Raw genomic sequence first — 12,565 nt, forward strand, 5'->3', positions numbered from 1 at the left:
GATTCGGCTGTGGCGGACCCGGAGCCGCGTGACCTGCTGCGGGTCCGGTCGTGGGCCCGCACGGTGGCGCTCTGGCAGCGCGTCGCCCGGGCGCCCCTCGACCTCGACCTGCTCTTCACCGGCATGGTCGTCACCGGGGTGTTCCTCGTCGTCTCCCTGGAGGCGGACGACGGGATGGTCGCCGGAGTGCATTCGTGGATGATCGGCCTCGGCACGACGATCGCCACCGCTCTGCCGCTGTTCGGAATCGCGCTGCTCAGAGCCGGGTGGAACGACCTGGGGCGACGCAAGGTGATCGGCGTCCTGTGGGACGTCGGCACGTTCTGGCCGCGCTCCTACCACCCTTTCGCGCCGCCGTCGTACGCGGAGCGCGCGGTGCCGGATCTGCAGCGCCGGATCTGGTGGCTGCACGACAACGGCGGGCAGGTGCTGCTCACGGCACACAGCCAGGGTTCCGTCGTCGCGGCCGCCGCCCTCGCCCAGGCCGGCCGCCGCGACCCGGCCGACCAGGTGTCGCTCGTGACGCTGGGCTCTCCGCTGCACAAGCTCTACAACTGGGGCTTTCCCGCCTACTTCAATCAGGAGGTGCTGAGCCGGCTGCGGGTCGTGCGCTGGGTGAACCTCTACTACGCGACCGACTACGTCGGCGGGCCCGTGACGGCGGGACCCGTCTGCGCCGACGTGGAGCTGCCCGACCCGCCCACGAGCCGGTTCCGGTACGGCGAGCCGCCCCCTCAGGTCGGCAGCCACACCGGCTACTGGGACGACCCGGCTTTGTGGAGCGCCGTGGACCAGGTGGCGGCCTCACTGGCGGAGGGCTCAGCCGACGGCGCGGCCATAACGGCCGGCCAGCTCCCGCAGGTGCGCCACGAGCTCGGGCGGCCCGTCGACGGTGAAGTCGCATCCGAGCAGCCCGAGATAGACGCCGAGCGTGGCGACGTCGTCGGCTCCGGTGTGGAGGAGACACGTGGCGTCGTCGACGGCCTCCACCGTCCCGACGGCCGGTGAGATGCGCTCGGCCACCGTCTCGGCCGGCGCGTGCACGGTGACCCGCACCCGATGACGCCACGCCGCGGCCGACACCCGTCTGGACACGTAGGCGGCGGAGGGCCACATCCGAGTGCCCGACCGGCCCGAGTCCCGCGACTTCGACTCCTGGAGCCATCTCCGGTCCGGGACCCACGTCGCCATGGTGCTCAGGGACCCGTGGTCGGGGCTGGTGCAGGGTGCCGAGGATACCTGCGCTACGCCCGGGCGCCCCTGAGGAGGTTGCCGAACGCGTGCGCACGGCGCTGGCGACATGGGACGCCCGGAACATGGGAGAGGCCACCCGCGCTCAGTGAGGTGGGAGCCGAGGCCGCGCGGCGGTGACCGCGACCGAAATTTGATCAGGCGTTCCCACTGAGCGGGCGGTTACTCACGAGCCCGCCTGCTCGCCGCGTGACAGTTCGTGTCCGCACTTCGGGGTGAATCCCCATCGGCCGCGAACACGACATCACCTGCGCCCGCCACCACGGCGTCGTCACCGCCTTGGCCGCCCTCCGCGCCGACCTACCCAGCCTGGCCGATCTGGGCTACGAAGGCGCCGCCGACATCATCCACGTCCCGATCAAGAAGAAGGCCGGCCAGCACAAGCTATTAGATCCCAACCGCAAACAGGACGCTAAAGTCCAGAACCGAATGCCCAGAAGCACTGCTGGAGGATGGCGGGTGATCGTGTGCACCAGCAGGCCGGATCATCGAACACCCGCCCTGGACTCGCCATGATCGAAGCAGGCCGCAGGCTCGGGACAGTCAGGACCAAGCGCACACGCTTGCCGAACGGAGCCACGATACCCTAACTTGGACCAAATCGTCCTATTGTCTCCTGGTCGACGGATCGACCGAATACATCGGGCCAACCACCCGCCGCAACCCGAGGACCGAGCACGCAACGTGAGCTGTGTTGACTGCCCGCGTGACTCGCGCAGATACACCCTGGGGTGCTTACAGAGCAGAGCCCGGTCGGGAGCATGCGATAAGTGAAGAGAACACATGATCGAAAACGAAGAGGCGACGCCGACACACCACGCACCGCAGGTGCGCGTGGTCACGGCATCGTCGTGCACCGCGGCCGTCCCGACCCAGCCTGCAACCACCCGCGCCGCCGCCACTGCTGCGGAGCCCGGTAGCAGGCGAGCCTGGGCGTCCGTCGGTGCGGTCGCGCTCGGCGCGTTCGTCATCGTCATGACGGAGACGCTGCCAGTGGGGCTGCTGCCGCAGATCGCCGACGGACTGCATGTCTCGCTCGGCCTCGCAGGGCTGATGGTGCTCGTGCCGGGTTTCAGCGCCGCGGTGTCGGCGCCGCTGTTCTTCCTCGGCTCCGGCCGCTTCAACCGGCGCTCGGTCATCCTCGTCCTGGGTCTAACGGTGCTGGTGTCGAACGCGGTCGTCGCGGTGGCGCCGAACTTCGTCCTGGTGCTGATCGCCCGTATGCTCTTCGGCGCCACCCTCGGAGCCTTCTGGACCGTGGTCTCACCGGTCGGACCCAAGCTGGTGGGCCCGGCCCGCGGCACTCGCGCCATCACCATCATCGCGGCCGGTATTTCGGGTGGGACGGTGGTGGGGCTGCCTGCGGGACAGTTCCTCGGCAACCTCGTCGGCTGGCGTCTCACTTTCGCCATTGCGGCGGCGGCGACACTGCTTGTCGTGGTTGTGCAGACGGTCGTGCTGCCGGGTATCCGGCCGGACGGGCATACGCACCTGCGTGATCTCGCGGGAGTCGTGACGCGGCGGGCCGCCCGGTTTGGGATGGCAGCGGGCGCGATGGTGTTCATCGGACAGTTCGCCGCCTGGACCTATGTCACCCCGTTCCTGGTGGAACACACGCATCTGTCCAGCGGCGTGATCTCCCTGCTGTACGTCATCTACGGCTGTGGTGGCATCGTCGGCTCACTCATCGCCGGATCACTGTTCAAGCGCGGAGTGATCGGCAGCTTCGCCGGGGCGGCGGCGGTGGTGGCCGCATTGCTCATCGGGCTGGCGAGCGCGGGCACCTTACCCTGGCTGGCTGGCCTGTTGCTCGTGCTGTGGGGCTTGTTCTGGGGAATCGTGAACCCGGGAACGCTGGTCTGGATACTCGACGCGGCCCCAGAAACCCCAGAGGCCGCGTCGGCGGTGAATGTGACGAACCTTCAGATAGCCGTGGCGGCAGGGTCTGGCCTCGGCGCGATCCTTGTTTCGTCGACAAGCTTGCAGACGGTGTTCCTCACGGCGGGCTTCACCGTCCTTGCCTCCGCCGTGCTCGCTGCGGTGGCGGCGCGGTTCGTAACACTCGCCCGGAGGGAATGAGGAGACCGAAGCGAGGCAGGGGGTGGCCGGGCGCTTAGATCCCCGGGCGCACTCGGCGCTCTTGGGAGCCACAATGATCGGGCTCGCTGAGACTTCACCCGGGGCAGTCAGGAAGGCAGTCCCGACGGGTCATTCGCCCTTGGCCGACTTGGCGCCTCGTCGGCTCACCATCCTTGAGTTACACCGCCCGTCTCCCCGACGACGAAGTGGGCCAGCGGACGGGCGGTGTAGCAGGAGCCGGAGCCTTTGCGTTGTCCGGTTGCCTCGAACAGGTAGAACGATCGGTGTCGTAGCGTTCGAGGATGTCGGTGCCGGCGGGGACCTGGTCGGCATCGAGGACCTGGACGATGGCGGCCTGGCTGCGTCCGACCCGGGCCAGGACCTTGGGGCAGACCGTCGGCCGACGCCCGGTCAACTACCGTGAACTGGGCGTGGAGCAACTTGGCAGCATCTATAAGGGCCTGCTCTCCTTCGAACCGCAGATCGCCGACCGCCCCCGGGTCACGCTCTTGACCGGCTCGGTGTAGGACAGGGCGTGCGCGAGCCGCCGGAGCCGCCAGCACCACATGGGATTCCGTCGTCTCTCGGAGAATTCGGGCGCACAGGGTCCAAAATTTCGACCACATGAAGCGTATTGGTATTACCCAACCGACGGCCCGTTCACGTGAGGCTTGAGCGTGGAAACCTAATCTTCGGTGATACGGGCAGTTTCACCACGTGGCGGTGGTCGTCGACGCCACGCTGAAGAGTGGGTCCATCGCCGAGAGTCGCCGTGGCGCACACGTGTCAGGCGGGCTGTCGCATCGCCGTCCCAAGATTATTGTCGATCAGGTACCGCCAGAGTCCATTCGCGCGCGGTGCGCGATCGCTGGCCGAGCCTTCGAGGTGCACGTGCTTACCGTCGGGACCTGTTCCATCAATTGACTAGTCCAGCACGATCTGGACGATATCGCCGGCAACGAACACATGGCGCGCCTTGGCTTCCAGCGGCAGGCCGAGGCTGATATCGCGCTCGAGTTCGGCAGCGATCTCGGTGTGATCAGTCACGGTTCGCCCCTCGGGCTCCAGCTCCTGATGTGCTGGCCGGGTTTTGTCGAATCCCGGTTTGGTCACTGCGAAGTCCGTGGCACCGGGCACGGACAGAAGTATCCGTCGATTGCCGATAGTTCGGTCAGATGGCCAATCCGGCCCCACCGGACACCACGATCTCTTGCCCGGTGATGTACGCGGCTCCATCCGAAGCCAGGAACGCGACGGTCTCGGCGATGTCCTCAGGCCTGCCGACGCGACCGAACGGGTTCTTTGCCGCCATAGCGGCCAGCATCGCGGCGACCTCATCGGATCCCATGCCGGGTGTGGTCCGCATCATGGGGGTGTCGGTGAATCCCGGGCTGACGGCGTTGACTCGGATGCGGCGTGGGGCGAGCTCCAGGGCCAGCGTTGGGATCATGGTCAGCAGTGCGCCTCGTGACCCGGCTGTGACACTGTTGCCGGTCAGGGCGCGCGTCGCTCCGATACCCACGGTGACAATGATCGAAGCGCCGTCAGACAGCAGTGGGAGCGTTTTTACCAGAGTGAAGAACTGTCCTTTGGTGTTGACGGCGAACACGTCGTCGAAGGTGGCTTCGTCGCAGGCGTCCAGCGTCATGGGACGGCTGACGCCGGCGTTCAGGAACAGCGTTGTCAGAGTCCCGAATCGTGCTCTGACTTCGGATACCACCCGGTCAGTGTCAGCAAGCGAGCGCGCGTCAGCACGCAATACCAGGACGTCCTCGGGTAGTTCCTCGCGTGCCCGGGCGACGCTTTCCGGACGTTGTCCGGTGACCGCGACCCAGTAACCACGACTATGCAGAACCTCCGCGGTCGCCTTCCCGATCCCGCTGGTGCCACCGGTGATCAGAGCTGCACGTGCCGACATGATGATCACTCCTCATTAGTTATTGCAGTGAATGTCATCGCTGTAGACCGTAATGACACTCAGGACATGACAAGGCCGCATCGATTCCCGTTCAGCGAGAAGGAGTCTGGTGACGAGGGCGGCAATCCGACACAGCCGCGCCGGTGATTAGCGAAGCCCTCGCGACACAGTGCTGGCTTGGAACGCTTGGCTGATTGCGCGTGCGGTCGCCAGGACCGCGGGCATCGCGGTGACCTCCGATGCGGCGTTAGGCACGTGGCGGTGATCGTCGACGCCACGCTGAAGAGTGGGTCCATCGCCGAGAGCTGCCGTGGCGCACACGTGTCAGGCGGGCTGTCGCACCGCCGTCCCAAGATTATTGTCCATCGCGCTGACCTTGCCGGAGTCAAATCGTTCAAGCAGCGACGCGGCAATGCCTTCGGGTTCAGTGGGGAGTGAATATTACTCGGACATCAGGGTCTCCTGTTCGTGTTGGTTGAGCAGTCGACGCTACCAGTGCCAGGCGCGGGAGGACACCCCGGTTTGGGACGTTTTCGTCCATTACTTCTCCTCTGGTCCTGTTGTCTGGTCAGCTAGCCACGCAAGGTGTCCCCAGCGGTTGACCTCGAAGAATCGTGCCGTTCATCGTTCCCGTGTGGCTGCTGAGGACACGACTTGCTTGAGCGGCCTACCGCTCCTGGACTGACAAGTGGACTATTCCGACCAGTGTTGTGGATGACTGCACAAGGGTGCTGCGTGCGGCGATGAGCGCACGGACGATGGAGGGGGGCGCGGGCGGCCTCGGGCAGCTCACGGGGGCTGGACCGGGGTCCCGCGGGAGTCCGGGGGACGATCCGGTCGACCCGGAAGGTGCGCCAGTCCGCACGCTCGACGTCCCACGCGACGAGATATCACCGGCGGCCCCAGATGACCAGCCGGTACGGTTCGACGACCCGCAGGCTCTCCGTACCGGCGTGGTCGCGGTAGTCGAGGCACGGAACCGCCGGTGGCGGTGCGCAACCCCACCGCCACCGCGACCGCCTCCTCGTCGTCGAGAAGCAGCGGGGGCAGAGTCGTGCCCGCACCCAGCCGGTATCCGCCCACCGGCCCGCGAGTGGCGTTCACCGGATAACCGAGGGCACGTAGCCGTTCCACGTCGTTGCGGACCGTGCGCGTGCTCACGGACAACCGTTCGGCCAGCTCGGGCCCGGTCCAGTCACGCGGGCTCTGCAGCAGGGACAGCAGGCGCAGCAGCCGCGCCGAGGTTCATGAGCTCAGTCTGCCGCGCAATCAGGAACCGGATCTTCCTGATTGCCTTCTAGCGTGGTGAGCATGCCCGCCGTAATGGGACGCCGTGCCCTCAACCGCGCCACACTCGACCGCCAGCTCCTGCTGCGCCGTCACACCCTGTCCGCCCACGACGCGATCGAGCACCTCGTGGGCCTTCAGGCCCAGACCCCCCACACGTGGTACACGGGCCTGTGGTCCCGGCTGTCCGGGTTCGACCCCGCCGAAGTGTCCGCGCTGCTCACCGAACGCCGTGCCGTACGGATGGCGCTCATGCGCTCGACCATCCACCTGGTGTCGGCGCGGGACGCCCTCGCGCTGCGGCCCCTGATGCAGCCCGTGATCGAGCGGAGCACCAGGGCCGTCTTCGGCAAGGGGGTCGCGGGTGTCGAGCCCGGCGAGCTCGCCGCGGCCGGCAGAGCGGCCATGGAGGAGAAGCCCCGCACCTTCAGCGAGCTCGGCAAGGTGCTCGGCGAGCGGTGGCCGGGCCACGACCCGGCGGCGCTCGCGCAGACGGTGCGCGCGTCGGTGCCGATGGTCCAGGTCCCGCCGCGCGGGGTCTGGGGCGCCGCCGGTGCGGCCCGGCACACCTCGGCCGAGGCCTGGCTCGGGGAGCCGCTCCGCGGCGACTACCCCGTCGAGGAGATGGTCACGCGCTATCTGGCGGCCTTCGGCCCCGCCACCGTGCGTGACGTGCAGACGTGGTCGGGACTGACCCGGCTGGCCGAGGTGGTCGAACGGCTGCGGCCTCGCCTGGTCGGCTTTCGCGACGAGAACGGGGCCGAGCTGTTCGACCTGCCGCAGGCGCCCCGGCCCGACCCGGACACACCTGCTCCGGTGCGCTTCCTGTACGACTTCGACAACCTGCTGCTCTCCCACGCCGACCGGTCGAGGGTCGTGACCGACGCCTTCCGGCAGCAGAAGTTCGCCCCCCACGGGCCGGTGCCCCGGCTCGTGCTCGTGGACGGCTTCACGGCGGCGACGTGGACGCTCGCCGTGCAGGATGAGACGGCGACGCTGCTGGTCCGCCCGTTCGCGCCGCTCCCGGCGGCCGACAGGGACGCGCTCGCCGAGGAGGGCGCGGCCCTGGCCGCCTTCGCCGCCCCGAAGGCGAAGGCGCACCGCGTCGAGTTCAGCCGTGCGTGATCGAGAAGGGGAGGAACAACCGGTCCCGGTCGCCGGGCAGGTCCGCACCGTGGATCATTACGGTCGTCGAGAAGGCGGTGCCGAGCCCGTGCTCCTCGACCCAGCCGACCAGTCCGGCCCACCGGTGCTCCACGTCGATGCGCACAGCGCCCTCGACCCCGGCGGCCAAGTCGGCCAGGAGGGCGACGGCCGTCTCGCCGTCTCCGGCGACGAGCGGGCCGACGACCGTGAGCGGCTCGCCGACGGCGCCCCGGGTCTGCCACGTCGCGCCGTACGCCGTGATGCCGGACGGACCCTCGACGACACGCATCGACGTGCTGAAGGAGGACAGCAGGGTGACCAGGCCGGCGCGCGGCACCCCGAAGACCTCGGCGTCCAAGGCGATCACGGCCGGCAGGTCCGAGGCGTCCATCGGACGCGACACCGGCCGCGACGGGTCGCCCGGCAGGGCCTTCAACGTCCCCTGATACGAGCTGAGACGGCCGATCGCGCGGAAACCCAGACGCTCGTAGAGCGGGCGGCCGAACTCGGTGGCGGTCAGCCAGGTCCCCTCCGTGCCGGCGTGGTCCATGGCATGCCTCATGAGCCGGGCGCCGAGGCCGCGGCGCTCGTGCCTGCGGGCGACGAGCATCATCCCGATCGCGGTGACGGCCCCGCCGTACGAGGTCGCCGCGACCGTGGCCGCCAGGCCGCCATCGGGGTCGTCGACCCCGTAGACCACGCCGGTGCCGAAGATGACCCGCCACTTGTGCTCTTCACGGCTCCAGCCGCGGTCTTCCGCGAGCAGGAGGCAGCCGGGCAGGTCGTCGACGCCGAGCCGGCGGATGGGGAGGTCTCTCAAATCGCCATCTGACACGACCCCGCACGCTATCAACCCTCGCGTTCGTCCTGGTCGTCGACCAACCCCGCGTCATGGACGAGCAGCGCGATCTGGACCCGGTTGTTGTAGCCGAGCTTGGTGAGGATGCTCGACACGTGTGTCTTCACCGTGGGGACGCTGAGGTAGAGCGCGGCGCCGATCTGGGCGTTGGACCGGCCCTCGCCAACCGCCACCGCGACCTCGCGTTCCCGGTCGTTGAGCAGGCGGATCCGCTCGGCGGCGCGGGCCCGGCGCCGGTCCTGCCCGGAGTCGGCGACCCGCGCGATGAGACGCCGGGTCACCGCCGGGGACAACACGGGAAGGCCCATGGCGACCTGGCGGACGGCGGCCACGATCTCGCCGGGCGGGGTGTCCTTGAGGAGGAATCCGGCGGCGCCCGCCCGCAACGCGCGCAGCACGTGCTCGTCGGCGTCGAAGGTGGTCAGGACGATGATCTCCGGCGGGTGGGGCCGGGCGCGCAGCGCCTCGGTCGCGGCCAGGCCGTCCATGACGGGCATCTTGATGTCCATCAGCACGACGTCGGGGGCGTGCCGGTCGACCAGCGGCAGCACCTGGGCGCCGTCGCCCGCCTCAGCGACCACCTGGATGCCGGGGTCCCCGCCCAGCATCATCGTGAGCCCGGCGCGTACGAGCGGGTCGTCGTCGGCGATGAGCACGCCGACGGGAGCCGGATCACTCGGCGTGGTCATCATGGGGCCAGGGTAACCACGCCGTCAGGCGCCAGCCACCCGAGGCGGTCGGGCCGTGGTCCAGCCGCCCGCCGGCCAGTGCGACCCGCTCGGCGAGGCCGGCCAGCCCCTGACCCGGCCGCGTGCCGTCGTGGCCGGGCGGGGCGTCGCGCTCGCCGTTGGCGACCTCGACGGTCAGCCCCTCAGCAGGCGAACCGGTGACGCTGACCAGCACGTCGGCCCCGGCGGCGTGCCTGCGAGCGTTGGTGAGCGCCTCCTGCACGATGCGATACGTCGTGCGGCCGACGCCGTCGGGGACGGCCCCGCCGGTCTCGTCGTGCAGGTCCACCCGCATTCCGGCCTGGCCGGACTCGGCGACGAGCTGCTGCACGTCGGCGAATGTCGGTTGCGGCAGCTCGCCGACCGGGGCGCGCAAAACGCCGATGACCTCGCGCAGGTCCTGCAACGCCTGGTGGGCGCTCTCCCTGATCACCTTGGCCGCCCGGGCGATGTCCTCGGCGGGGGCGTCGGGACGGTATTGCAGCGCGCCCGCGTGCACGCTCAGCAGCGACAGCCGGTGGCCCAGCACGTCGTGCATCTCCCGGGCGATGGCCTCCCGCGTACGCAGCTGGGCCTGCTCGGCGCGCAGGTGGGCCTCGACCTCGGCGCGCGCGGCCCGGTCGCGCAACGACAACACCAGCTCACGCCGGTGCCGGATGAACAGCCCCCATCCTGTGACCGCACTCTGAATGGTCGTGCCGAACAACCACATGAACAGCGCGGGCACGCCCGGCTCCGGCCGCACGATGACGAACACGACGCCGGCGACGAGGCTCAGCGCGAACACGAGCAGCGAGACCCGCGGCGGCCGGTGCACCGCGACCGTGAACAGCGCCATCAGCATCGCACCGGCGACGAACTCGGAGAACGTCGACAGCGCGATCAGCACCAGGGCGAGCTCGACCGGCCATCGGCGGCGCACCCACAACGAGGCGCACCCGAGTGCCGCGATGATGTGGTCGAGGCCGAACAGCCACGCGGGCTGCGGCATCGTGATCAGCAGGCGTTCGCCGGACGTCAGCAACGCCAGACCCGCCGCGGAAAGGAACAGGCAGGTGTCCACGATCCAGTCACGGCGGCTGCGTCGTTTCGCGGTGATGTCCATTGATTTCGAGACTAACGAGCGTCACAGCCGCAATCCCGGGCGAAAAGGCGAACGCTACTTTCGACGGAGCCTTCGCGACGAAAGGACGATCCGTACGGCTCAGGCGGGTCCTCATGGCCGATCGCGGGCGCGACGACGGCTGCCTACGTTCGGGCCATGCGAAAGGCCGTTCAGATCCTGGGCGTCGTCCTGATCCTCCAGGGGGTCAGCGGGGCCGTCGACCACCTCGCCGTCCAGCCGTTCTTCGGCGTCCTGCTGAACTTCTTCAACCGGGTCGTCGTGCCTCGGGTGGACCTGCTGGCCGGGCACGCGCTGCTCGCCAACCTCCTGCTGGCCGCCGCCGGAGCAGTCGTGATCGTCGCCGCCGAACGCCTGCCGGAGCGGTCATGACCCGGTCGCGGCCCCCCTGAGGTTTCCGAGCATGCGCTGGAGCATTCCGGTGAGTTCGCGCACCTCCGCTTCGGAGAACCCGGCCAGCAACTGCGCGGTGGCCTTTCCGAAGACGGGCGCCAGCCGGGGGACGATCGCCTTCCCGGCCGCGGTCACCTCGATGACGACCGACCGCCGGTCGTCCGGATGTCTGCGCCGCCGTACGAGCCCCTTGTCCTCAAGCCTGTCGAGCAGGCGCGTCATGCCCGCCGTGTCGGTGCCCAGTTGCGGGGCGAGCTGGTTCGGGCTCGCCTCCTGCCGCGCGGCGTGGAGCAGCAGCGCGGCCTGCTGCGACGTGACGTCGAAAGGCGCAAGCAGGGTCTCGACTGCGGTGCGCAACTCGCGCCCGACCTGATTGAGCAGGGAGCCGCTCCCGAGCACGAGGGCGAAGGGGACGGCGGACATGCCATGGCCGGGGTTCTCGAGGTTCTCCATCGGGTCAGGCTAGCTGGCACGACTGTTGCTGTCGCGACAGCTATTTGGGTACGGTGGACCTCCCCCGAACGAGAGGATCCCCCGCGTGCACGTGCTCATCATCGGCGGCGGCGGCGTCGGCGGCCTGTGCCTGGCCCAGGGCCTGATGAGGTCGGGAATCAGTGCGGCGGTCTACGAACGCGACGCCTCCGCTCGGTTCCGCGGACAGGGCTGGCGCATCTCCCTCAAGGAGGAGGGCACCGCCGCCCTCAGAGCCTGCCTGCCCGAGGAGCTCTTCCGGCTCTGCGTCGCGACGGCCATCATGCCCGCGACCCGGATGGCCTTCCTCGACCACCTGCTCAACCCCAAGTTCGAAAAGCCCATCCCGCCCCTCCCCCACGACACCTGGTTCGGGGTGAACAGGCTGACGCTGCGCGAGATCCTCCTCGCCGGCCTCGACTGCCACTTCGGCAAGACGTTCGTACGGTACGACCACACCGGCGACGGCCGGGTCCGCGTCCATTTCGCCGACGGCACCCACGCCGTGGGCGACCTGCTCGTCGGGGCGGACGGCACGGGCTCGGCGGTCCGCCGGCAACTGCTGCCCGCGGCCCAGGTCGACGACATCGGCGACTTCATCTACGGCAGGACGCCCATCGCCCCCGGCATGCTCGACTGGGTGCCCGAGGTCCTGGTCGACTCCTTCAACCGGCTGATCTCCCCGGGCGGCACGGCGATGTCGGTGGTGACCTGCCGCGCCAGGGAAGCAGTCCCTGAGGCCGTCTCCCGATACGCCCCTGGCAGCCAGTTGACCGACATACCCGGATATTTCGCCTGGATGGTCTCCGGCGCGGACGGCATGAGCTGGTCGGCCACACCGCGACTGTCACCCCAGGAGCTCCGGCAGGCCGACGGCGCCGCCCTGCACCGGATGGCGAGCGAGGCGATCGCCGGTTTCCATCCGCTGGCCCGCCGGATCGTCGCGGAGGCCGAGATCGCGGCCACCTTCCCCGTCGGCCTGCGCTCGGCGCGGCCTGTGGAGCCCTGGCCCACGACCCGCGTGACGCTCCTCGGCGACGCGATCCACAGCATGTCCCCGGGCCGGGGCGAGGGGGCCAACACGGCCCTCCGCCATGCCGCGCTCCTGCGCGAGACCCTCATCCGCGTGGCGACGGCAGGCGTGCCCCTGTTCGACACCGTCGCGGGCTATGAGACGGAGATGCTGCGGCACGGTTTCCAGGCGGTGGCCGCCTCCCTCGGCAGCCCGTTCATGCCGTCGTTCGGGGCGAAGGCCCCGCCCGGTCCGGGCCGCGCATGACGTTGCATGGCCATGCATTGGTGTGTATATA

13 protein-coding genes and 1 pseudogene are annotated in these 12,565 nt (G+C 69.3%); 6 read left to right on the forward strand and 8 right to left on the reverse strand.

From position 1 onward, the window contains the following. Positions 1-819 precede the first annotated feature (819 nt). A complete protein-coding gene (locus Pth03_RS42645; RefSeq protein WP_373318635.1) occupies positions 820-1,302 on the reverse strand; it encodes a WYL domain-containing protein in 483 nt (160 codons plus the stop codon). A 228-nt stretch (positions 1,303-1,530) separates the two neighbouring features. On the opposite strand from Pth03_RS42645, the gene Pth03_RS42650 reads away from it, so the two are divergent. The 3 genes from Pth03_RS42650 (at position 1,531) to Pth03_RS33020 (ending at position 3,857) form a co-directional block, all read left to right on the forward strand. Further along, a complete protein-coding gene (locus tag Pth03_RS42650) occupies positions 1,531-1,767 on the forward strand; it encodes a hypothetical protein (protein WP_203948376.1) in 237 nt (78 codons plus the stop codon). Between the two features lie 267 nt (positions 1,768-2,034). Further along, positions 2,035-3,330 (forward strand): MFS transporter, encoded by a 1,296-nt coding sequence (locus Pth03_RS33015; RefSeq protein WP_203948377.1) that lies wholly within the window; start codon positions 2,035-2,037, stop codon positions 3,328-3,330. A 302-nt stretch (positions 3,331-3,632) separates the two neighbouring features. Further along, positions 3,633-3,857 (forward strand): hypothetical protein, encoded by a 225-nt coding sequence (locus Pth03_RS33020; RefSeq protein WP_203948378.1) that lies wholly within the window; start codon positions 3,633-3,635, stop codon positions 3,855-3,857. Between the two features lie 397 nt (positions 3,858-4,254). Here the strand turns inward: Pth03_RS33020 and Pth03_RS33025 are convergent, their stop codons facing one another. From Pth03_RS33025 to Pth03_RS33035, 3 genes and pseudogenes are all read right to left on the reverse strand, one after another. Beyond that, entirely contained in the window at positions 4,255-4,467 is a 213-nt protein-coding gene (locus Pth03_RS33025) for a hypothetical protein (protein ID WP_203948379.1), read from the reverse strand. 34 nt (positions 4,468-4,501) lie between these two features. Then, positions 4,502-5,248 (reverse strand): SDR family oxidoreductase, encoded by a 747-nt coding sequence (locus Pth03_RS33030; RefSeq protein ID WP_203948380.1) that lies wholly within the window; start codon positions 5,246-5,248, stop codon positions 4,502-4,504. 779 nt (positions 5,249-6,027) lie between these two features. Further along, positions 6,028-6,481 (reverse strand): annotated as a pseudogene (locus Pth03_RS33035) (helix-turn-helix transcriptional regulator); the annotation flags it as partial. A gap of 78 nt (positions 6,482-6,559) precedes the next feature. Here Pth03_RS33035 and Pth03_RS33040 point away from each other — a divergent pair. Continuing rightward, positions 6,560-7,660 carry a winged helix DNA-binding domain-containing protein gene (locus tag Pth03_RS33040; protein WP_203948381.1) on the forward strand — a complete coding sequence of 367 codons (1,101 nt, stop codon included), beginning with the start codon at positions 6,560-6,562 and terminating at the stop codon, positions 7,658-7,660. On the opposite strand, the gene Pth03_RS33045 is transcribed toward Pth03_RS33040, so the two are convergent. Genes Pth03_RS33045 through Pth03_RS33055 form a run of 3 tightly spaced genes read right to left on the reverse strand, consistent with a single transcriptional unit; the run spans position 7,647 to position 10,373 of the window. After that, positions 7,647-8,516 (reverse strand): GNAT family N-acetyltransferase, encoded by an 870-nt coding sequence (locus Pth03_RS33045; protein WP_203948382.1) that lies wholly within the window; start codon positions 8,514-8,516, stop codon positions 7,647-7,649. The two genes, Pth03_RS33040 and Pth03_RS33045, sit on opposite strands and share 14 nt — an antisense overlap. Before the next feature lie 14 nt (positions 8,517-8,530). Continuing rightward, complete coding sequence (locus Pth03_RS33050) at positions 8,531-9,229, reverse strand: response regulator transcription factor (protein WP_203948419.1); 699 nt, start codon at positions 9,227-9,229, stop codon at positions 8,531-8,533. Next, entirely contained in the window at positions 9,213-10,373 is a 1,161-nt protein-coding gene (locus Pth03_RS33055) for a sensor histidine kinase (RefSeq protein WP_203948383.1), read from the reverse strand. The genes Pth03_RS33050 and Pth03_RS33055 overlap by 17 nt, the downstream gene beginning before the upstream one ends. Positions 10,374-10,529: 156 nt before the next feature. Here Pth03_RS33055 and Pth03_RS33060 point away from each other — a divergent pair, with 156 nt between their 5' ends. Then, positions 10,530-10,763, forward strand: a complete 234-nt coding sequence (locus Pth03_RS33060; protein ID WP_203948384.1) for a hypothetical protein — start codon at positions 10,530-10,532, stop codon at positions 10,761-10,763. On the opposite strand, the gene Pth03_RS33065 is transcribed toward Pth03_RS33060, so the two are convergent. Then, positions 10,758-11,237, reverse strand: a complete 480-nt coding sequence (locus tag Pth03_RS33065) for a MarR family winged helix-turn-helix transcriptional regulator (protein ID WP_203948385.1) — start codon at positions 11,235-11,237, stop codon at positions 10,758-10,760. The two genes, Pth03_RS33060 and Pth03_RS33065, sit on opposite strands and share 6 nt — an antisense overlap. 85 nt (positions 11,238-11,322) lie before the next feature. On the opposite strand from Pth03_RS33065, the gene Pth03_RS33070 reads away from it, so the two are divergent. Further along, a complete protein-coding gene (locus Pth03_RS33070; protein WP_203948386.1) occupies positions 11,323-12,534 on the forward strand; it encodes an FAD-dependent oxidoreductase in 1,212 nt (403 codons plus the stop codon). Positions 12,535-12,565: the final 31 nt, after the last annotated feature.

The sequence above is a fragment of the Planotetraspora thailandica genome, from assembly GCF_016863335.1.
Taxonomy (GTDB): domain Bacteria; phylum Actinomycetota; class Actinomycetes; order Streptosporangiales; family Streptosporangiaceae; genus Planotetraspora; species Planotetraspora thailandica.